This is a genomic window from Bradyrhizobium sp. 613_E4_N2_2 (assembly GCF_052075995.1).
GTDB classification, from domain to species: Bacteria; Pseudomonadota; Alphaproteobacteria; order Rhizobiales; family Xanthobacteraceae; genus Bradyrhizobium; species Bradyrhizobium barranii.
In genome coordinates this window covers 3,752,178-3,771,775 of sequence record NZ_CP197234.1, presented here as the reverse complement: position 1 = coordinate 3,771,775, position 19,598 = coordinate 3,752,178, and the positions used below count along the sequence as shown (strand labels likewise).

At 64.5% G+C, this 19,598-nt stretch carries 19 protein-coding genes and 1 tRNA gene; 7 read left to right on the top strand and 13 right to left on the bottom strand.

Features of this window, described 5'->3' with window-relative positions; translation table 11 throughout:
* Window positions 1–424 precede the first annotated feature (424 nt).
* The 10 genes from AB7290_RS18015 to AB7290_RS17970 form a co-directional block, all read right to left on the bottom strand.
* Window positions 425–1,996 (bottom strand): porin, encoded by a 1,572-nt coding sequence (locus AB7290_RS18015; RefSeq protein ID WP_166097085.1) that lies wholly within the window; start codon window positions 1,994–1,996, stop codon window positions 425–427.
* Between the two features lie 575 nt (window positions 1,997–2,571).
* Window positions 2,572–2,665 (bottom strand) — tRNA-Ser (locus AB7290_RS18010).
* Between the two features lie 445 nt (window positions 2,666–3,110).
* Window positions 3,111–3,377: a hypothetical protein gene (locus AB7290_RS18005; protein ID WP_014494734.1), complete on the bottom strand. Its 267-nt coding sequence runs from the start codon at window positions 3,375–3,377 to the stop codon at window positions 3,111–3,113.
* 1,513 nt (window positions 3,378–4,890) lie between these two features.
* Window positions 4,891–6,369, bottom strand: coding sequence for an Asp-tRNA(Asn)/Glu-tRNA(Gln) amidotransferase subunit GatB (gene gatB, locus AB7290_RS18000; protein WP_085398478.1), 1,479 nt, complete (start codon window positions 6,367–6,369; stop codon window positions 4,891–4,893).
* A complete protein-coding gene (locus tag AB7290_RS17995; protein WP_094183808.1) occupies window positions 6,366–6,668 on the bottom strand; it encodes a hypothetical protein in 303 nt (100 codons plus the stop codon). Before AB7290_RS17995 ends, gatB begins: the two co-directional genes overlap by 4 nt.
* Window positions 6,659–8,134, bottom strand: a complete 1,476-nt coding sequence (gene gatA / locus AB7290_RS17990) for an Asp-tRNA(Asn)/Glu-tRNA(Gln) amidotransferase subunit GatA (protein WP_085398479.1) — start codon at window positions 8,132–8,134, stop codon at window positions 6,659–6,661. Before gatA ends, AB7290_RS17995 begins: the two co-directional genes overlap by 10 nt.
* Window positions 8,131–8,346, bottom strand: a complete 216-nt coding sequence (locus AB7290_RS17985; protein ID WP_014494728.1) for a hypothetical protein — start codon at window positions 8,344–8,346, stop codon at window positions 8,131–8,133. Before AB7290_RS17985 ends, gatA begins: the two co-directional genes overlap by 4 nt.
* Window positions 8,347–8,425: 79 nt before the next feature.
* The gene (gatC, locus tag AB7290_RS17980; protein ID WP_063982824.1) at window positions 8,426–8,713 is read right to left on the bottom strand and encodes an Asp-tRNA(Asn)/Glu-tRNA(Gln) amidotransferase subunit GatC; all 288 of its coding nucleotides are present in this window, start codon (window positions 8,711–8,713) and stop codon (window positions 8,426–8,428) included.
* A 77-nt stretch (window positions 8,714–8,790) separates the two neighbouring features.
* Window positions 8,791–9,867 (bottom strand): NAD(P)H-dependent flavin oxidoreductase, encoded by a 1,077-nt coding sequence (locus AB7290_RS17975; RefSeq protein ID WP_085398480.1) that lies wholly within the window; start codon window positions 9,865–9,867, stop codon window positions 8,791–8,793.
* 105 nt (window positions 9,868–9,972) lie between these two features.
* On the bottom strand, window positions 9,973–10,998 hold the full coding sequence (locus AB7290_RS17970; protein WP_085398481.1) for an NAD(P)H-dependent flavin oxidoreductase: 1,026 nt from the start codon (window positions 10,996–10,998) through the stop codon (window positions 9,973–9,975).
* 97 nt (window positions 10,999–11,095) lie between these two features.
* On the opposite strand from AB7290_RS17970, the gene AB7290_RS17965 reads away from it, so the two are divergent.
* Window positions 11,096–11,986, top strand: a complete 891-nt coding sequence (locus tag AB7290_RS17965) for a LysR family transcriptional regulator (RefSeq protein ID WP_085398482.1) — start codon at window positions 11,096–11,098, stop codon at window positions 11,984–11,986.
* A gap of 187 nt (window positions 11,987–12,173) precedes the next feature.
* A complete protein-coding gene (locus tag AB7290_RS17960) occupies window positions 12,174–13,109 on the top strand; it encodes a cyclase family protein (protein WP_085398483.1) in 936 nt (311 codons plus the stop codon).
* Window positions 13,110–13,176: 67 nt separating this feature from the next.
* On the opposite strand, the gene AB7290_RS17955 is transcribed toward AB7290_RS17960, so the two are convergent.
* The gene (locus tag AB7290_RS17955) at window positions 13,177–13,392 is read right to left on the bottom strand and encodes a hypothetical protein (protein WP_028155062.1); all 216 of its coding nucleotides are present in this window, start codon (window positions 13,390–13,392) and stop codon (window positions 13,177–13,179) included.
* Window positions 13,393–13,438: 46 nt separating this feature from the next.
* On the opposite strand from AB7290_RS17955, the gene ruvX reads away from it, so the two are divergent.
* Together ruvX and AB7290_RS17945 are read left to right on the top strand one after the other, a co-directional pair.
* Window positions 13,439–13,924, top strand: a complete 486-nt coding sequence (ruvX, locus tag AB7290_RS17950; protein WP_028150651.1) for a Holliday junction resolvase RuvX — start codon at window positions 13,439–13,441, stop codon at window positions 13,922–13,924.
* 3 nt (window positions 13,925–13,927) lie between these two features.
* Window positions 13,928–14,851, top strand: coding sequence for an AEC family transporter (locus tag AB7290_RS17945; protein WP_063982816.1), 924 nt, complete (start codon window positions 13,928–13,930; stop codon window positions 14,849–14,851).
* A 15-nt stretch (window positions 14,852–14,866) separates the two neighbouring features.
* On the opposite strand, the gene AB7290_RS17940 is transcribed toward AB7290_RS17945, so the two are convergent.
* Window positions 14,867–15,631, bottom strand: coding sequence for a CPBP family intramembrane glutamic endopeptidase (locus AB7290_RS17940; RefSeq protein WP_085398484.1), 765 nt, complete (start codon window positions 15,629–15,631; stop codon window positions 14,867–14,869).
* A 54-nt stretch (window positions 15,632–15,685) separates the two neighbouring features.
* Window positions 15,686–16,435 (bottom strand): M15 family metallopeptidase, encoded by a 750-nt coding sequence (locus tag AB7290_RS17935; protein WP_085398485.1) that lies wholly within the window; start codon window positions 16,433–16,435, stop codon window positions 15,686–15,688.
* Between the two features lie 205 nt (window positions 16,436–16,640).
* Between AB7290_RS17935 and AB7290_RS17930 the strand changes: the two genes are divergently transcribed.
* Genes AB7290_RS17930 through plsY form a run of 3 tightly spaced genes read left to right on the top strand, consistent with a single transcriptional unit; the run spans window position 16,641 to window position 19,539 of the window.
* Complete coding sequence (locus AB7290_RS17930) at window positions 16,641–17,588, top strand: aspartate carbamoyltransferase catalytic subunit (RefSeq protein WP_014494716.1); 948 nt, start codon at window positions 16,641–16,643, stop codon at window positions 17,586–17,588.
* Between the two features lie 5 nt (window positions 17,589–17,593).
* Window positions 17,594–18,895: a dihydroorotase gene (locus AB7290_RS17925; protein ID WP_085398839.1), complete on the top strand. Its 1,302-nt coding sequence runs from the start codon at window positions 17,594–17,596 to the stop codon at window positions 18,893–18,895.
* A gap of 47 nt (window positions 18,896–18,942) precedes the next feature.
* Window positions 18,943–19,539 carry a glycerol-3-phosphate 1-O-acyltransferase PlsY gene (gene plsY, locus AB7290_RS17920; protein ID WP_039156855.1) on the top strand — a complete coding sequence of 199 codons (597 nt, stop codon included), beginning with the start codon at window positions 18,943–18,945 and terminating at the stop codon, window positions 19,537–19,539.
* Window positions 19,540–19,598: the final 59 nt, after the last annotated feature.

Here is a 19,598-nt window from a genome sequence, read left to right as displayed (position 1 = left end):
CCGTCGGTCGTCCGGATGTGAGCCGCTGAAGAAGAGCTGAAGCTCGCGCGCGATCTTCAGGCGACCCTTGCTCGACGCTGAGCCCTGAGCGCTCCCTGGTCGTAGTCCGATCGGCAAGCTCGCCGTTCCACGTCCTCGAACATGAAGGCGTCGATCGCCGCCTGCTGCAGCGTCAGGACGGTGGGGCGCTTGCAAGGCCATGCCGGTCAACGGCAGGCGGCCCGTTGCAAACATTGCGCGCAGATGCCCGCAGCGCAGAGGCCCCTCCTCCGTAACAGCCTCGTCCAGATCGTCACGGACGATGGAGCGTGGGAGCAACGCCAGCCCTCCGCCAGCATTCCGCGGCGTTAGAACAGCCATGCCGCCAAAAGAAAAGCCCCGGCGGTTTCCCGCCGGGGCTCTCTGTCAGGTCGTTAGACCAAACTTACCAGTTGCGCTGAGCGCGGAGCAGCAAGCTGACCGTGTTCTGATCCTTCAGCTCGTACACAGCACCCGGCTTTGCGACAACTGCCGCAGGGCCAGCAGCGAGCGTGCTGATCGTGCCCGCGAACTTCTGGTCGAGCATGGTGTAAGCCACGTCCGCCGAGAAGGTCAGGTTCTTCACCGGCGTCCAGCGGGTGATCAGACCGATCGTGCCGAGGTTGAAGTTCGGGTTGCAAGAGGTGATACCCGCAGTGGCGGCACCCAACGTAGCGAGTTGGTTGCAAATGAGAGTCGCACCACCGTTGCTGTACGTCAGCTGAGCGTACGAACCGTAGATCGCGGTGTTCCAGTACGGATCCCAGTTGTGGGTGTAGGCGCCGCGCATACCCCAGCTCGTAACCGTGTTGATACCGGTTCCGTTGGCGAACACACCGTCAGCCGCACCGGCAAGGCCAATGCTCTGATAGGCACCAGCCAGGTTGGTACCGCCGAACATTGCATAGTTCTGCGAAGCCAAGCTCTGGAAGTTGTAGCGGGTCGCACCATCGGTGTAGACCGCCTGGACGTTGATCACGTCGCCCGCACCAGTCGGAATGTTCTTGATGGACAACGCCGCCTGGACAGCCCAGCCCCACTTGTCGCCCGGATGACCGGCCGCTTCGGTTCCGACAAGCCCCGGAGTCGCGTAGTACGCTACGTGGTTGTTGTGCGCCGCTGCGGACAACTGGAACAGACCCCAAGCCTGGTCAATACGGACCATACCCTGGATGTCAGGAGCCCGCGTGCCGCCGAAGGCATTGATGCCGTAGCCGCCGGTACCAAAATTCGCGACCGAAACGCCGGCGCTGGTGTTGTACAGGTTGCTCTGATAGTAGGCCGTCGGATCCACCGCCGAAATCGCGGCAGTGATGCCCTGACCGAAGTCGGCAGTATAGGTGAACTGGTTCACACCAGTGACCGTGCCGCCGCCGCCAGTCAGACCGTCGAAGTTGTTACCCGGATAGTTGGTCCAGGGAGCGTCGAACTGGGCAACAGCTTTACCCATCGTGAAGCCCGCGAACTGGATGAAGGCGTAGTACACGCCGAGCGTACCGCCGGCGATTGCGCCTGAGGTGGCATTGTTGGGTCCGCCAACGCCCGTGCTGCCGAGCTGCGAGTAAACGGTGGAGCCGTTGCCGGTGCCGTTGCCCGAGTAGTTATCCGTCGTCCACGAGAACACCACGTCGGCGAAGGTACGAACCACGCCGTATTCGGTCGCGGTGCGCGTGTCGACGTTGAAGTCTTCACGGGCGCGAGTGACGTAGTAGTTCGTCAGACGGTTCGCAGAACCGTTAACACTGCTGAAGTTACCGTTGAAATCGGTAGCGTTGATCGCGACTTCAGCACGCAGGTAACCACCCAGCTTGATGCAGGTGTCAGTGCCCGGGATGTAGTAGAATCCGGCACCGTACAGGGAGCAGATCTTCACGTATTCGACCGCTTTGGCCTTCACGGGGAGATCGGCTGCCTGTGCTCCGCCAACGGCAATCAGACCTGCCGCTGAACCGAGCAAAAGGCTCTTAACCAACTTCATGTTAAACCTCCAAGTTTGCTCTATAGGGAAGGTTCCGGATCCGCTGGGTGACGACACCCTAAGGTTGGTTCCCTTGTCCCTTAACTCACCGCTTAGTCGCTTCGCGCCTTCGGACACACCCGCTGAACGCGAGGGACTTAAGCGAACCACCTAAAACGGGACGACCTCGGGATGCCCCCCTCCGTCGCTCAGTCACAATTACCGAACGTCTTTGCACACACAACAAGAGAACGCTCCGTAGCGAGCCCATGACGTTTGTTTTCCGAAGGGTGTTGCACAAATAACACGCAGATGTGATCGAAGCGCTCTCGCAACATATTGTTTTTGCTTATTTTTCTAGGACGGTTCCGTTTGCCGTCAAAATTCCCCACCTGAGGCGTTGTGGACGGAACTCCGGCCTGAACAGGCTTTGACGCGCACGAATCGTGGAATCAGAAGGAGACTCAAGGAGAAGGCACACAGGTCTTCCCGCGACTCTCCACCAGGCGCAGACATGGTCGCGCAACGCTCAAGGCGCGCTGCGAAGGCTCTTTATCGATGGTGGGGATGATTGAGACCGGAGCGGACAGCTCGGCTGGCGGAGACGGAGGGATTCGAACCCTCGATAGGCCTTTACAAGCCTATAACGGTTTAGCAAACCGCCGCCTTCAGCCACTCGGCCACGTCTCCAATATGCCGGGTATGCCCGACACGGCGGCGAGCCGCAAGCGGCAGAATCAAGGTCTGTGCGTTCTTTCACCTGAAAGCGACCGCCGGACGACCGCGAAAGCCTGGCGCATGGATCAGCGCGGCACGCGCAGCCGATTCGCGCTCTCTATATATGTGTGCATCCATCCACGGGATTGCCGGATCCGCCGCTGCCAGGGCGCATTCAGCACCACCTCGCCGGCTCAGATATTGAACCAGACGCCGGAGCTGCGCCGGGACGGCAGGCCCAAGACCTCTATATCCCCGGCAAGAGGCCCGTCTTGTGCGGCCGTCCGGGTTCCAGAGCGGAATCGTCGGGCGGCGGCTCGGTCATGCCGCGCGGGTCGATGCGGCGACTCGACGAAGGAACTTGATTGAGCGCAATCGGGCTGCCCGTGAAGACAAGGGTGTGGATGCGATTCTCGGATCAGTGAGCCGAGACCCACGCCCTCGCCTCGCGCTGCGCGGCCGAGATCTCGGCGTCCGACATCTGCCCGGCGACTTCCTGGCGCAGCGCCACGGCGTCCTTGCGGCCCTTCAGCGCGGCGAGGTTGAACCATTTATGTGCGGCGACGAGGTCGACGAGGCCGGAGCGGCCGCTCGCCCAATAGATCCCGCGCTCGAACAACACGTCCGACAGCGCGCTCGCGTCGATCGGCGTCGCCGTCTCCAGATCGAAAGTACCCTGAAACATAACGCATCCCCTTTTTTTCTGCCGCCTCGTTCCCCCGAGCGCGGCTCCCGTCCAAAGACCTGTTCAACTCATCCCCATGCCGTTTGCCGGCTTGTTGGAGGCGATGATGGCGGGCAAATTTGAATGGCAGTTTAAGTATCGCGATGAAGCAGACGTAAACGCACCCGCACGGGGCGCGCGCGACAAATGCAAGAAGTCCCCGCTTTGCAGGCACTTCTGCGATTCGTTAGATTCGGTTTACCCTGGGATTTTGGGAGAACGATAACCATCGCGCGCGGTGACGCGCGCCCTGCGGTTACAATTCATGGGAGGGGCGCGTTATGGGAGGGGCGCGCTGGCAAGGCCACACGGGCGCCTCGCGCGGCGGCGCCACCCCGTGGCCGGCAGGCCGCGCAGCGCGAAGCGCGCGACTTTAGGAATCGGAGCGCCGGCCTCGCATTGCGCCTGCGCGGCGAACGTCGCGGCAAACGACAGTTCGCCCCAGCCCTCGCCTGCCCCAAGGCAGCGCGGCCACGTCACGGTCAGATCAGCAATGTGGGAAAAGGGAATGCCGGCAATACCCCGGCCTCAAGAGAACGAGGGCGTCGGCGAACACGTCAGGACCAGATTCCACGTTGGCCCGAAGGCCGCTTGTGAAATTGCGGAGCCCTTGAGAAGGAGAACCGCACCGAACGAAGAAAACTTGTTTCTTCTGCCGGACCGTACTTTGGCGAGCGAACCCGCGAAAGAGAACGATCCGACCGTTGGCCTGATGTCTCGCCGACACCCTCTATCGCCGACCAGAACCTGTTAGAAGGCGCTGATGACGTGCCGGCTCTCTAGGAGCCGGCAACTTCAGAAGCGAAGTTACTTCTTCTTCGCGACCTTGCGGGTCTTCTTCGCAGTCTTCTTCACTGCGCTCTTCGCCTTCTTCGCCTTCTTCGCCTTCTTCGCTTTCTTGGCCATGTTGCCCTCCGATGTGTGAGATGGCTGTAATCGCTGCATGCAGTCGGGGATCGAATGCACACTCATCCCGAATACACCAACACGACGAAAAAAACAGCTTCTCGCTTAAAGAAGTGTTGACGGCACAACGCGCCTGCGCTTGGCGAGCGCGATGCGGGCGCACTGCATGACGCGTGCTTGCGATCGCGGGGAGTGCCCGCATCGTCGATGTTTGCGCGAGATGCGATTGCAGAAAAACACTACATGGCAAGTATTTTTCTGCACGCGCGCATTGCGCATGCGCGATGCGATGATGTGCATCGTCGATCCCGCGATCGCCGCGCAAGGGCGCTTCGCGGACTCTGAGTCGCGAGTTTTGGCAACGAAAATATTTTCATGCTTAACGGCGCAAGCGCTCGTCAGCGCGTGTCGAAGCCGCCGTTTTGCACGAATCGCGTGGCGGCGATTCGGCCGCCGCATCGCCGTCGGTCGGGATGGAGTTTGCCGCCGAGGGTGCGCGCGAGCGTCGCAGCGCGAACCGGAAACGAGGTGACGAAGCGTATCCGTCACCTCGTTCGAACGTGTGACGTCAGATGCCGAGCTTCGACTTCAAGAGGTCGTTGACGCTCTGCGGGTTGGCCTTGCCGCCGGACGCCTTCATCACCTGGCCGACGAACCAGCCGAGCGACTGCGGCTTGTCCTTGACCTGCGCGGCCTTGTCGGGATTGGCCGCGATGATGTCGTCGACCACCTTCTCGATCGCCGAGAGGTCGGTGACCTGCTTCATGCCGCGGCTTTCGACCAGCGCGCGCGGATCGCCGCCCTCCTGCCAGACGATCTCGAACAGATCCTTGGCGATCTTGCCGGAGATCGTGCCCTCGCCGATCAGGTCGATGATCGCAGCCAACTGCTCGGCGTTGACGGGAGAGGCCGCAATATCCCGGCCTTCCTTGTTGAGACGGCCGAACAGCTCGTTGATCACCCAGTTCGCCGCCATCTTGCCGTCGCGGGCGCGGTTGCCGAGCGTGTCCAGCACCGTCTCGTAGAACACCGCGCTCTCGCGCTCGGCGACCAGCACGCTCGCATCGTAAGCCGACAGGCCGAAATCAGCGACGAAGCGCGCCTTCTTCTGGTCCGGCAGCTCCGGCAGCTCTGTCTTCAGCTCGTCGACGAAGCTTTGCGAGAATTCGAGCGGCAGCAGGTCGGGATCGGGGAAGTAGCGGTAGTCATGCGCCTCTTCCTTGGACCGCATCGATCGCGTCTCGCCCTTGTTGGGGTCGTAGAGCCGCGTTTCCTGGTTGATCTCCCCGCCGTCCTCGAGGATCTCGATCTGGCGCCGCGCCTCGTACTCGATCGCCTGGCCGATGAAGGTGATCGAGTTCATGTTCTTGATCTCGCAGCGGGTGCCGAGCGGTGCGCCCGGCTTGCGCACGGAGACGTTGACGTCGGCGCGCAAGGATCCCTTCTCCATGTCGCCGTCGCAGGTGCCGAGATAGCGCAGGATCGAGCGCAGCTTGGTCACATAGGCCTTGGCCTGCTCGGCATCGCGGATGTCGGGCTTGGAGACGATCTCCATCAGCGCCACGCCGCAACGATTGAGATCGACATGGGACATGGCCGGCGACTGATCGTGCAGCAACTTGCCGGCGTCCTGCTCAAGATGAAGGCGCTCGATGCCGATGGTCGCGGTCTTGCCGCCATCCAGTTCGACCACGACCTCACCTTCGCCGACGATCGGCGACTTGTACTGGCTGATCTGGTAGCCCTGCGGCGAGTCCGGATAGAAATAGTTCTTACGGTCGAACACCGAACGCAGATTGATCTGCGCGTTCAGCCCGAGCCCGGTCCGGACAGCCTGTCTGACGCATTCCTCGTTGATGACGGGCAGCATGCCTGGCATCGCGGCATCGACCAGCGACACGTGGCTGTTCGGCTCGCCGCCGAACGTGGTCGAGGCGCCCGAGAACAGTTTTGAGTTCGAGGTCACCTGGGCATGGATCTCCATGCCGATGACCATCTCCCAGTCACCGGTGGCGCCCTTGAGAAGCTTGTGCGTGGCCGTGCTCATGTCCTGCTCCCGAGCAGCGTGGCAGCGATCCGCTCCCACTCCGCCTCCAATGAATCCTTTGCCGCGGGTTGGCCGGCCTGGCGATACCAGTAGCCGGCATTGCCGAGATCGCCTTCGACCCGATGCAGATAGGCGTGCACCCAGGCGGCGTCGCGGCTGTTCTCGTCCTGAACGATCTTGTGCGCCTGATCCCAGTCGCCCTTCGCGGCCCACCAGAGGCCGGCGAGCGGCGCGTTCAGATCCGGCGCGGGCGCCGCGCCGTCGAGGCTCGCGATGAACGCGGCGACATTCACCACCACCTCGCGGGCGTGAAGCGGCCGGCGGCCTGCTCGATCACCTCGCCGAGCGAGAACAGCGTCTCCTCGTCGAACGGGCGGCCGATCAGCTGCAGGCCGAGCGGCAGGCCTTGCGCATCCTTGCCGGCGGGCACGGCGATGCCCGGCAGGCCCGCCATGTTCACGGTCACCGTGAAGATGTCGTTGAGATACATCTCGACGGGGTCGGCCCCGCCCTTCTCGCCGATGCCGAAGGCCGCCGACGGCGTCGCCGGCGTCAGGATCGCGTCGACGCCCTTGGCGAAGCAGTCCTCGAAATCCTTCTTGATCAGTGTCCGCACCTTCTGCGCACGCAGATAATAGGCGTCGTAATAGCCGGCCGAGAGCACATAGGTGCCGATCATGACGCGGCGCTTCACCTCCGCGCCAAAACCCTCGGCGCGGCTGTTCTCGTAGAGCTCGATGATGTTCTTGCCCTGCTCGCGCAGTCCGTAGCGGACGCCGTCATAGCGCGCGAGGTTGGAGGACGCCTCCGCCGGCGCCACGATGTAATAGGCCGGCAGCGCGTATTTGGTGTGCGGCAGCGACACCTCGACGAGCTCGGCGCCGGCCGCCTTCAGCCAGGCCGCACCCTCGCTCCAGAGCTTCTCGATCTCGGCCGGCATGCCGTCGAGGCGATATTCCTTGGGGATGCCGATCCTGATGCCCTTCACGGACTTGCCGATCGCGGCCTCATAGTCCGGCACGGCAATGTCGACCGACGTCGTGTCCTTCGGATCGTGCCCGGCCATCGAGCGAAGCAGCATCGCGCTATCGCGCACGCTGCGCGCTATCGGACCGGCCTGGTCGAGCGAGGAGGCGAAGGCGACGATGCCCCAGCGCGAGCAGCGGCCGTAGGTCGGCTTGATGCCGACCGTCGCGGTGAACGCCGCCGGCTGTCGGATCGAGCCGCCGGTGTCGGTCGCGGTCGCCCCCATGCACAGCAACGCCGCCACGGCCGAGGCCGAGCCGCCGGACGAGCCGCCCGGCACCAGCGTCGTGTTGCTTCCCTCCCGCCGCCAGGGATTGCCGACGGGACCGAAGCACGAGGTCTCGTTGGCCGAACCCATCGCGAACTCGTCATTGTTGAGCTTGCCGAGCATCACCGCACCATCGCGCCAGAGCTGCGAGGTCACGGTGGACTCATAGGTCGGCACGAAATTGCCGAGGATCTTCGAGCACGCCGTCGTGCGCACGCCCTTGGTAGCGAACAGATCCTTGATGCCGAGCGGGATGCCGGCGAGCGGGCCGCCCTCACCCCTGGCGATCTTCTCGTCCACGGCCTTCGCCATGTCGCGCGCGCGTTCGGGCGTCTCCATCACGAAGGCATTGAGCACGCGTGCGGCTTCGATCGCGTTCAGATGCGCGTCGGTCAGCTCGAGGGACGTGAAAGTCTTGGCCGCGAGACCCTTGCGGGCCTCGGCGAGCGTCAGCGATGTCAAATCGGTCATTTATTGATCGGGCTGCAGAAGAACGGAGACAGGGTTTTGTCGTTGGCCGGGTCGTCTTTTTTCTTGGCGGCGGCGTTCGCGGCGGCCTCGATCTCGTCGAGCACGGCATTGACGGCGACGTTGGGATCGGCAGCCTTGCCCTGCCGCTCCATCTTGTCGAGATAGTTCATGTAGGCCTGATAGGCCTTCTCATCGTCGCAAAGCATGCACATCGGACTTGGTCCTAAGGCTCTTTAGTTTGACGCGTTTTCTTTACGCGAACCGGCTTCCACTTCGCTCGAAAACGCTACGTCACTCGACCACCTTGGGCACAAGAAAGAAGTGACCTTCGGTCGCGGGCGCGTTGGCAACGATATCGTCGGCGATCTCGCCGTCATTGACCACGTCCTGCCGCTTCTTCATCTGCATCGGGGTGACCGAGGTCATCGGCTCCACGCCCTCGACGTTGACCTCCGAGAGCTGCTCGACAAAGGCGAGCATGGCGTTGAGCTCGCCCTGCAGATGCGGAACCTCGCCCTCGGAAACCGCAATGCGCGCCAGATGCGCGATGCGGCGGACGGTAGCGTCGTCGACGGACATTATATAAGGCCTCTCACGGCAAAATCTAACTGCCGTATAGCAGAGGCCGGTTTTGCGCCGCAACCGGCGGCGCGACCTTAGCCAGCCAGTCCCTTCATGCGGACCAGGGCCGATTTGGCGAAATCCCGGGTCAATTCGGCTGCGGGGACCTCACGGCCCAGGGCCACGGCCTGGCCGGCCCAGAGATTGGTGAAATCCACCCTGCCCTGCTTTTCGGCAGCTGCCTTGAGCGGCCCCAGCGCGGTCGCGGCATGGGGAAACGGCGGCGCCTCGGGCGAGATCGGGCCGGCTTCGCGCATCAGGCGGTTCTGGACGCCGCGCGCCGGACGCCCGGTCATGACATTGGTGATGACGGTGGAATCGTCCCGCGCTTCAGCGAGCGCCTTGCGCCCGCCCGCGCTGACCTTGGATTCCGGGCAGCGCAGATAGGCGCTGCCGATCTGCACGCCGGATGCGCCGAGCGCAAAGGCTGCAGCGATGCCGCGCCCATCGGCGATACCGCCGGCCGCGATGACAGGCACCTTCACGGCGTCGGCGACCTGCGGCACCAGCGCAAAGGTGCCGGGCTGCTCGGAAATCTTGTCGGTCAGGAACATGCCGCGATGGCCGCCGGCCTCGGCGCCTTGCGCAATCACGGCATCGACGCCGCGCTCTTCCAGCCAGACTGCTTCCTTCACCGTCGTGGCGGACGAGATGACGAGGCAGCCGGCAGCCTTGACGCGCTTGAGCAGCGCCTGCTCCGGCAGGCCGAAATGAAAGCTGACGATCTCCGGCTTCAGCTCCTCGACGACCTCGCAGAACGCGGCGTCGAACGGCGCACGGTTCGCGGCGTTGATGGGCGCTGCGGGATCGAGGCCGTGCTCGGTGTAATAGCCCGTGAGCCGCTGCTTCCAGCGCGCTTCGGCTTCGGCCGTGAGGTCAACCGGCGTGTGGCAGAAGAAGTTCATGTTCACCGGCGCCTTCACGCGCTGGCGAATGATGTTGACCTGCTCGCGCGCCTTCTCCGGCGACAGCATCGCGCTCGGCAGCGAGCCGAGCCCGCCGCCCTCTGCCACGGCGATCACCAGTTCGGCATCCATCACGCCGGCCATCGGCGCCAGCACGATCGGGAATTCGGTCTTGAAGAGATCGATCAGTCGACGGTCAGGCCACATAATTCTTGCCTCATGTTCGCTCTTCCCTCTCCCCTTGTGCGAGAGGGTGGATCGCCGCGCAGCGGCGAGACGGGTGAGGGGTTTGCATCCGCGGAGACAGCCCCCTCATCCGGCGCGGATTGCATCCGCGCCACCTTCTCCCACAAGGGGAGAAGGAAAAGAAGAAACCGAGTTGCGCCGGCCGGCGAGCAATTGCTCCGCTTCAATCGCAATCCGCTCCACGATCTCGGCCGCCGGTGGAATATCATGAATCAATCCGACCGCCTCGCCCGCGATCAAGGCCGCGACATCGAAATTGCCGGCTGCTTTCGCGGCCGCATAGTCCGCCGCGACTGCGGCAACATTCTGCATCAGCTCGACCTCGCGGCCGATCCAGCGCCTGGCGTGGTCGTTGATGAGGCACCTTCCCGTGAACGGCGCCGGCCAGACATTGTTGCGCGAGAGATCGAAGATGATGCCGCGCACGGTCGTGCCGCTGTTCGCTGCGCAGATACGCCGCTTGGCCTCCTCCGCGCCATCAGCCTCCTGGCTCGCATAGAAGCGCGTGCCGAGCAGCACGCCGCTCGCGCCCAGCATCATCATGGCGGCGAGACCGCGCCCGTCGGCGATGCCGCCGGCCGCAACGACAGGCACGTGGCCCGCGGCAAGATCGACGATTGCAGGCACGAGATCGACGGTGGTGCGGGAGGCGCCGTGACCACCCGCCTCCGTGCCCTGCGCGATCAGGATGTCGGCGCCGGCATCGAGCGCCTGCCGCGCCATGGCTTCATCCTGCACCTGGCAGATCAGGCGTGCACCTGCGGACTTGATCTTCGGCGCGAACGGCGCGGGATCGCCAAACGACAACATGATCGCAGACGGTTTTGCGGCAAGAGCGACATCGAGAAGCTCGGGCCGCTTGGCGAGGCTCCAGGTGATGAAGCCGATCCCGAATGGCGCCGACAACCCCGCGAGCTTCGCAGTCTCCTGCTCCAGCCACACCTTCTCGCCATAGCCGCCGCCCAGAATGCCGAAACCGCCGGCACGGCTCACGGCCGTCACAAGCCGGCTGCCGGCAACGATGTCCATCGGCGCCAGCAGGATGGGATGCTCAATCTCCAGCAGCCTGGTCAGCGACGTCTCAATGGGCATAGCCCCTCCCTGTTCTGGACAGGGAGACTAGGCGCGACTAGCATTCTCGAAAAATGAATTCTTGCGAACGCTACCATCACAAAAGCGAAACGACGCCATGGAACTCAGCGATATCCAGACCTTTGCCGCCGTCGCCCGCACCGGCGGCATCACCCGCGCCGCCGAAGAGCTGAACACGGTGCAATCCAACGTCACCCAACGCGTGAAGGCGCTGGAAGCGGAGATCGGCACACCGCTGTTCGAGCGCCACAGCCGCGGCATGACGTTGACCGGCGCCGGCAAACGCCTCCTGCCCTACGCACAACGGATGGCTGCGCTATCACGGGAGGCCGTGCTTGCCGCGCGCGACGACGGCGAGCCGAAGGGACCGCTCGCGATCGGCTCGATGGAGACCACGGCAGCCGTGCGCTTGCCGTCCCTCCTCGCCGATTTCCACCGCAGCTTCCCTGCCGTGCGGCTGAGCCTGCGCACCGCGACCACCGCCGACCTCGTCGCGGGCGTGCTCGAAGGCACGCTCGACGGTGCCTTCGTCGCGGGTCCCATCGCACATGCCGACCTCACCGCGACGAGCGCGTTTCGTGAAGAGCTGGTGCTGGTCAGCGCACGGCGCTGGGCCTCGCTTGCCGAGCTGCGCGCCGGCACGCCGGAGTCCGGTCCGACCGCGCTGGTGTTCCGCACCGGCTGCACCTACCGCCAGCGTCTCGAACAGATCTTTGTCGAGTTCGGCTGGCCGTCGGCCGCACGCTTCGAGCTCGGCACGCTCGACGGCATGATCGGCTGTGTCGCCGCCGGCATGGGCGTGACGCTGCTGCCGCGCGCCGTGGTCGAACGCAGCGCGATGGCCGGCAGCGTGTCGATCCACGCGCTGGGCCCGTCACATGCGCGCGTCGAGACGCTCTTCATCCAGCGCAGCGCCGGACACCAATACAGCGCGCTTCAAGGTTTCATGTCCTGCCTGAAGAAAGACAACGACGTCATCGCGGCCTGACACCGGCGCAGCGTTCCACGCGGCGAAATTCGTCACAAATCCATCGCGCTTGAATTAGTCTGCGCTGCGTTCAGCCGCCGCAGCGCGGCACCTCGAAATGCTTTGAAGCACGCATCCGTTCTACGTTAGGATGTGTCACTGGCCAGCGCAAAAACATAACGAAGCCAAAACATCGGGAGGACTATCGATGCGCAATACGCTCGTGTTGTGCTGTGTCGCCGCGTTGTCGGCGATATCAGGAACTGCAAGCGCACAGGACTGGACCAAATCGAAATGGGGACCGAACGACGAGATCGGTGCCGCCAATTACATGACGCCGGAGCTGGTGGTGAAGGCCGCCTCGCTGGTGAAGACCGGCAAGACCTACGCCCTCGGCATTCCCGTCACGCCACAGACACCCGCCTATCCGCCACGCACGTTCAAGCTCACCATCGTTCAGCCCGGACAGGCCGGCAGCCCGGGTCTCGGTCCGAACAAGGCGACCTATAACGACGACATCCTTGATACGTGGGTCGGCATCGGCAGCCAGCTCGACGGCCTCGGCCATCTCGGCGTCGAGCACGTCTATTACAACGGCAACAAGCTCGCCGATTTCGCCGATCCGAATGGCTTGAAGAAGCTCGGTGTCGAGAAGGTCCCACCGATGGTCACGCGCGGCGTGCTGCTCGACATGGCCGCCTATTTCAAAACCGACATCGTGAAGGAAGGCACCGCCTTCAACGTCAAGGAGATCGAGGAAGCCGCCAAGCAGCAGAACGTCGAGATCCGCCAGGGCGATGTCGTCCTCTTCCACACCGGCTGGCTCAGCCTGATCGGCAAGGACGACAAACGCTATTCGGCCGGCGAGCCCGGTCTCGGCGTCGAAGGCGCGAAGAACCTGACCGGCAAGGGCGTGGTCGCCATCGGTGCCGACACCTGGGCGCTCGAGGTGCTGCCGTTCGAGTCCAAGAACGTGTTCGAGGTGCACCAGATCCTGCTCGCCATGAACGGGACCTACATTCTGGAGAACATGGATACCGCCGCGCTCGCTCGCGACAAGGGCTACGAATTCCTGTTCGTGCTCGGACAGCCGCGCTGGACCGGCGGCGTGCAGGCGATGATCAACCCGATCGCGATCCGCTGACCGGCGGCGTACTCAGCGGGCGAGGATCGGCCTGCCGCCCGGCAGGCGCCCTCGCCCGACCTGTCCGTCATCGCGGCCTCAGGTGCCATCGCCGCAATGCAACGAAGGCCCAGATGGCTTCGACGAGGCCAAACGGCCAGGCGCCTTGCAGGAAGCCGTAAGCCGAACCGAGCGCGCAGGACACCGCGAACAGCAGCACGAACCAATGGCTGCGATCCTCCAGGGCATAGCAGACCAGCATCGCCGTCACGGCAAACAGGCCGAATAGTGTCAGTGCATCCATGTTCCCGGTTCACTCCGCAGCGCGACGCGTGATAAGCGCTAGTCCCATGCCGGCTCTTATCCTGCCCCTGATCGATGCTGCAACCCACTGGCCCGAACGCGGCGGGTTGGTCGGCCTTGACCTCGGCACCAAGACCATTGGTGTTGCCGTGTCCAATCCGGACCGGCGGTTAGCGACCGGCGTCGAGACCATCCAGCGCAAGGCGTTCAAGCAGGACGCGGCGCGGTTGCTCGCGATCGCGGCCGAGCGCAAGGCGGTCGGCTTCGTGCTCGGCCTGCCCATCAACATGGACGGCAGCGAGGGCCCGCGGGCGCAATCGACCCGCGCCTTCGCCCGCAACCTTGCCGGGCTGACCACACTCCCCATCGGCCTCTGGGACGAGCGTCTGTCGACCGCAGCGGTCGAGCGCGAGCTGATCGGCATGGACGTCAGCCGCGCCAAGCGCGCCGAAGTGATCGACGAGCACGCCGCGATCTTCATCCTGCAAGGCGCGCTCGACCGCCTCGCCAATCTTCGCGCGGCATCGGGCTGATCCATGGCCGTCGTGATCGCGGCGCTGCTGCCGGTCTTCATCCTCATCGTGCTCGGCGTGGTGCTCAGGCGCACCCTGATGCGGCTCGACACGCAATGGCACGGGCTGGAGCGGCTGACCTATTTCGTGCTGTTCCCGATGCTGCTGATCCAGACGCTGGTGAAGGCCGACCTCTCAAGGGTGCCGGTCGCCGGCGTCGGCGGCGCGCTGTTGCTGTCGGTGCTCGCGATGTCACTGCTCTGCCTCGCGCTCCGCCCGGCGCTCGCACGGTTCGACATCGACGGTCCCGCCTTCACCTCGATCTTCCAGGGCGCGACGCGCTGGCAGACCTATGTGGCGCTCTCGGTGTCCGCCAACATGTTCGGTGATGTCGGGCTGGCGCTGGCCTCCGTGGCGATGGTCGCGATAATTCCGCTGGTCAACGTGTTCAGCGTCGCCGTGCTCGCGCACTATGCTTCGCCCGAGAAACAGTCCGCCCGCGCCATCGTCATGACGGTGATCCGCAATCCCCTGATCTGGGCCTGCGTCATCGGCCTCGTCATCAACGTCATTCATCTGCCGCTGCCAAAAATCTGGCACGAGGTTGCGGACGCGCTCGGCCGGTCCTCGCTCGCCATCGGCCTGCTCGTCACCGGCGCCGGCCTGCAGCTCAACGGCCTGCTCCGCCCGAGCGTGAGCGCGACGATCGGCGTGGCGTTCAAGCTGGCGCTGATGCCCGTGCTGGCGCTGGCGCTCGCCGCCTGGTTCGGGCTCTCGGGCGACAGCCTGGCGATCGTCGCAATCTGCGCGGCGGTGCCGACCTCGCCCAGCGCCTATGTGCTGGCCCGCCAGATGGGCGGCGATGCGCCGCTGCTGGCGCAGATCATCACGTTGCAGACGATCTTGGCGGCGGTCACGATGCCGATCGCGATCGCGCTGGTGGCTTAGGCCTCGTGCGAGGCCTCAGCTCCCCAGCCACATCGTCAGCACCACCGCAGTCAGATTGTTCAGCGCATGCAGCACGATGGTGAGCCATAGCGAGTTGGCGCGATAGCGCATGTAGCCGAACCACAGGCCGATGGAGAAGACCTCGGCGAGGAAGTACATGTCGTACTGCAGGTGCACGACCGTCCACACCAGTGACGACAGGATGATCGCGCCGGGCACGCGCAGGAAGCTCGCCGACCAGCCGCGAAACAGGAAGCCGCGCGCCAAAACCTCTTCCGACATCGGCGCAGCGACACTGAACGCGAACAGCAGCATCACAGCCGCGCCCTTGTCGCGGCCCGATTTCAACAGATCGGTCATGAAGCCCGGCGTCGCCTCGCGGCCAAGGCTCCGCGACATCGTCTCCCAGGCGACCACGATCAGGACAAGCCCGATGGCGCCGAACAGCATTTGCTTCCAGGACGGCCAATGCAGCGCGAGGTAGTCGACGAATGAGGCCTTCTTGATGCGGATGGCGAGCCACACCGCGGCCAGCGTCGCCGGCAGGCCCATGGTCACCGACAGTGCGAGCGCCGCGGGCTCGCGACCGACACGCTGGATCGACATCAGGTCGAGGGGATCGCCACGGTCCCAGGCCAGGTAGAGGATGGCACCGACCTGGCCGAGAAACATCGCGACGAAGATGAGCAGGCCCCACACCGCCGTGCCCCAGAATTTCCAGACGCGCGGCGCAGCTGGCGTCACGGTCATCGGCGGGAGATCGGGATTGAGGGAGTCCATTCAAGCGCTTTCGTTGGGACGGCACCGTCATTCCGGGGCCGTTCGCACGACGATCTACTTCGTTCGCGGCGGAATCGGGAAATCATAGGCCGCCCCGCCCGCCCCCGGCAGGGAAAAATGCCACCACTCCTTCGCATAGTTCACAAAGCCTTGCTTCGCCATCGCGGCCACCAGCCGCTTGCGCCAGGCGCGCTGGTCCGGATTGATCGACGGTGCCGCAGTGTGCCCCTTCGCGTCGGTGCAGTCGTAGCCCGTGCCCATGTCGACGCTGCCCTCCGGCAATCGCGCCTCGACCGGCGCCGTGCAATCGGCATAGGCTTTTGATGGATCGTATCTGGCGGAATTGTCAGCCTTGAGATCGACCAGCGTGAGATCGAGCGCCGCGCCCGTGGAATGCTGCGAGCGGCTCGCGATGTAGCCGAGGCGGAACAGCTCGCTCTTCGGGATCTTCGGATTGTAGCGCCGCTCGGCCGCCGTCTCGTAGCCGTTCTGCGACCACTTCACCATGTCGAGCGAGGCCCGCGCCGGCCGGTAGCAGTCGAACATCTTCAGCGACAGGCCTTGCGCCGCCAGCTCCTGCTGAACCGCCTTCAGCCGCAGCCCCACCTCCCGCTTCACCACGCATTCGCCGGCGCCGTAGCCGGCGAGCGGACGGCCGACGAAATTGTTCGAGGTGGCGTAGCGGATGTCCTGGATGATGCCGGGATCGATGTCGCGCAGATAGACGAAGCCGCCGGGGAGCGACTGGGCGTGGGCTTCGCTGATAACGGTTGCTGCCAAGAGCGCGGTCAAAATTGTTTTCAACTGGAGCTCCCCACATCGTCATGGCCGGGCTTGTCCCGGCCATCCACGGCCTTTTACGTCAAATGCGAATGAAGCACGTGGATGCCCGGGACAAGCCCGGCCATGACGGAGAGGATGAGCCCAGACCGACAGATCAGGGGATAACTCCCCGCCCCGGCATTGGCCCTTGCCCCCCCAGCCATCCCCGCCTATAGCTCTCGTTTTAATGACATCGAAATCGACCTTCGTCCTCGGCCACCGGCATTTGCTGGGCATCGAGGGCCTTTCCGCGGCCGACATCACCGGCCTCCTCGACCTGTCCGAAGAATATGTCGAGCTCAACCGCCAGGTTGACAAGAAGCGCACCGTCCTGCGTGGACGGACGCAGGTAAATCTGTTCTTCGAGGCCTCGACCCGGACCCAGTCCTCGTTCGAGCTCGCCGGCAAACGGCTGGGCGCCGACGTCATGAACATGTCGGTCTCCTCCTCGTCCATCAAGAAGGGCGAGACGCTGGTCGACACCGCGATGACGCTCAACGCCATGCACCCGGACATTCTGGTGGTTCGGCATCACGCGTCCGGCGCGGTGGAACTGCTGGCGCGCAAGGTCGACGGTTCCGTGATCAATGCCGGCGACGGTGCGCACGAGCATCCGACGCAAGCGCTGCTCGACGCCCTGACCATCCGTCGCAACAAGGGCCGGATCGAGGGGCTCGTGGTCGCGATCTGCGGCGACGTGCTGCATTCGCGTGTGGCCCGTTCCAACATCATCCTGCTCAACACCATGGGCGCCCGCGTCCGCGTCGTCGGCCCCTCCACGCTGCTGCCGCCCGGCATCGAGCGGATGGGGGTCGAGGTTGCGCGCGACATGCGCGAGGGGCTCAACGGCGCCGATATCGTCATGATGCTGCGGCTCCAGCGCGAGCGCATGAACGGCTCCTTCGTGCCGTCGACCTCCGAATATTTCAACTATTTCGGACTGGACCAGAAAAAGCTCGCTTACGCCAAGCCGGACGCGCTCGTCATGCATCCCGGCCCGATGAACCGCGGCGTCGAGATCGACACCGCGGTCGCCGACGGCGCGCAATCGCTGATCCGCGAACAGGTCGAGATGGGCGTGGCGGTACGGATGGCCGTACTCGAAGCGCTCGCCCGCAACTTGCCGAACGCGTGATGCTCATGCTGACTGACCGCCGTCCCATCCTGCTTGCCAACGCCCGCGTCGTCGATCCCAGCAGGGACTTCGACGGCCCCGGCGATGTCCTGATTGCCGACGGCATCATCCGCGAGACCCGTCGCGGCATCGGAGCGGCCGGCGTCCCCGAGGGCACCGACGTCGTCAACTGCGCCGGCAAGATCGTGGCCCCCGGCCTGGTCGACATGCGCGCCTTCGTCGGCGAGCCCGGCTTCAGCCACCGTGAGACCTTTGCCTCGGCGAGCCAGGCGGCTGCGACCGGCGGCATCACCACCATCATCTGCCAGCCCGACACGTCTCCGGTGATCGATAACTCGGCGACCGTCGACTTCGTGATGCGCCGCGCCCGCGACACCGCGATCGTCAACATCCTGCCGATGGCGGCGCTCACCAAGGGCATGCACGGCGAGGAGATGACCGAGTTCGGCCTCCTCAAGGCCGCCGGCGCGATCGCCTTCAGCGACAGCGACAAGAGCGTGATCAACGCGCAGGTGATGCGCCGCGCGCTGACCTACGCGCGCGATTTCGACGCGCTGATCGTGCATTACACCGAGGATCCCGATCTGGTCGGCGAAGGCGTGATGAACGAGGGCGAGTTCGCCTCGCGGCTCGGCCTGATGGGCATCCCGAACGCGGCGGAGGCCGTGATGCTCGAACGCGACATGCGTCTCGTCGCGCTCACCGGCGGGCGCTATCACGCGGCCTCGCTGTCCTGTATCGACTCGCTCGACGTCCTCAAGCGCGCCCGCGACGCCGGCCTCGCCGTGACCGCCTCCGTCTCGATCAATCATCTTGCGCTGAACGAGAACGATATCGGCCCCTACCGATCGTTCCTGAAGCTGTCGCCGCCGCTGCGGACCGAGGACGACCGGCGCGCGCTGGTCGCGGCGGTCGCCTCCGGCCTCGTCGACGTCATCATGTCCGACCACAATCCGCAGGACGTCGAGGTCAAGCGCCTGCCGTTCGCGGAAGCAGCACCCGGTGCCATCGGGCTCGAGACCATGCTGCCGGCGGGCCTTCGTCTCGTGCACAATGAGGAACTCGACCTGAAGACGTTGATCCGGGCCATGTCGACGCGGCCGGCCGAGATCCTGGGCCTGCCGGGTGGAACCCTGCGCGCTGGCAGCCCGGCCGATGTCATCGTGATCGATCCCGATGTGCCCTGGATCGTCGATCCCGCCGACCTCAAATCGCCCTGCAAGAACACCCCGTTCGACGAGGCCCGCTTTACAGGCCGCGTGGTGCGCACCATTGTCGGCGGACGGACGGTGTACGAGCATGTCTGACGGGCAAATTCATGCGTGGCGTCGCGGTTCAGCATGGAGATGCGGCCATGGGGCTTGAAGCCTTCCTGCCGGTGGCCTTCGTCATCGGCTACCTGCTCGGCTCGATTCCGTTCGGGCTTGTCCTGACCAAGCTCGCCGGCACGCAGGATATTCGCTCGATCGGCTCCGGCAGCATCGGCGCCACCAACGTGCTGCGCACGGGCCGCAAGAGCCTTGCCGCGGGCACCCTGCTGCTTGACGCGCTCAAGGGCACGGTCGCGGTGGTGATCGCCGGCTACATCGCGGGGCCCAACGCCGCCATGGTGGCCGGTCTCGGCGCCTTCCTCGGCCATCTCTTCCCGGTCTGGCTGAAGTTCAAAGGCGGCAAGGGTGTCGCCGTCTATATCGGCATCCTGCTCGGCCTGTTCTGGCCCGGCGCAGTCGTGTTCTGCCTGCTTTGGCTCGCCACCGCCTTCACCACCCGCTACTCCTCGCTGTCCGCGCTGGTGGCGGCATTCATCACCCCGATCTTCCTGTGGTGGTTCGGGCACCTCGCGCTTGCATCGCTGTTCGCCGCGCTGACGCTGCTCTTGTTCTACGCGCATCGCGAGAACATCAAGCGACTGCAATCCGGCAAGGAAAGCCGGATCGGCGAGAAGGCCTAGAGCGTTTTCGAGCGAAGTGGATACCGGTTCGCGTCAAGAAAACGCGTCAAAGCAAAATC

Excerpts from the sequence above, each read along its gene's own strand:
- AB7290_RS18015 (WP_166097085.1), bottom strand. The coding sequence starts at position 1,996 with ATGAAGTTGGTTAAGAGCCTTTTGCTCGGTTCAGCGGCAGGTCTGATT.
- AB7290_RS18005 (WP_014494734.1), bottom strand. The coding sequence starts at position 3,377 with ATGTTTCAGGGTACTTTCGATCTGGAGACGGCGACGCCGATCGACGCG.
- gatB (WP_085398478.1), bottom strand. The coding sequence starts at position 6,369 with ATGAGCACGGCCACGCACAAGCTTCTCAAGGGCGCCACCGGTGACTGG.
- gatA (WP_085398479.1), bottom strand. The coding sequence starts at position 8,134 with ATGACCGATTTGACATCGCTGACGCTCGCCGAGGCCCGCAAGGGTCTC.
- AB7290_RS17985 (WP_014494728.1), bottom strand. The coding sequence starts at position 8,346 with ATGTGCATGCTTTGCGACGATGAGAAGGCCTATCAGGCCTACATGAAC.
- gatC (WP_063982824.1), bottom strand. The coding sequence starts at position 8,713 with ATGTCCGTCGACGACGCTACCGTCCGCCGCATCGCGCATCTGGCGCGC.
- AB7290_RS17975 (WP_085398480.1), bottom strand. The coding sequence starts at position 9,867 with ATGTGGCCTGACCGTCGACTGATCGATCTCTTCAAGACCGAATTCCCG.
- AB7290_RS17970 (WP_085398481.1), bottom strand. The coding sequence starts at position 10,998 with ATGCCCATTGAGACGTCGCTGACCAGGCTGCTGGAGATTGAGCATCCC.
- AB7290_RS17965 (WP_085398482.1), top strand. The coding sequence starts at position 11,096 with ATGGAACTCAGCGATATCCAGACCTTTGCCGCCGTCGCCCGCACCGGC.
- AB7290_RS17960 (WP_085398483.1), top strand. The coding sequence starts at position 12,174 with ATGCGCAATACGCTCGTGTTGTGCTGTGTCGCCGCGTTGTCGGCGATA.
- AB7290_RS17955 (WP_028155062.1), bottom strand. The coding sequence starts at position 13,392 with ATGGATGCACTGACACTATTCGGCCTGTTTGCCGTGACGGCGATGCTG.
- ruvX (WP_028150651.1), top strand. The coding sequence starts at position 13,439 with ATGCCGGCTCTTATCCTGCCCCTGATCGATGCTGCAACCCACTGGCCC.
- AB7290_RS17945 (WP_063982816.1), top strand. The coding sequence starts at position 13,928 with ATGGCCGTCGTGATCGCGGCGCTGCTGCCGGTCTTCATCCTCATCGTG.
- AB7290_RS17940 (WP_085398484.1), bottom strand. The coding sequence starts at position 15,631 with ATGGACTCCCTCAATCCCGATCTCCCGCCGATGACCGTGACGCCAGCT.
- AB7290_RS17930 (WP_014494716.1), top strand. The coding sequence starts at position 16,641 with ATGACATCGAAATCGACCTTCGTCCTCGGCCACCGGCATTTGCTGGGC.
- AB7290_RS17925 (WP_085398839.1), top strand. The coding sequence starts at position 17,594 with ATGCTGACTGACCGCCGTCCCATCCTGCTTGCCAACGCCCGCGTCGTC.
- plsY (WP_039156855.1), top strand. The coding sequence starts at position 18,943 with ATGGGGCTTGAAGCCTTCCTGCCGGTGGCCTTCGTCATCGGCTACCTG.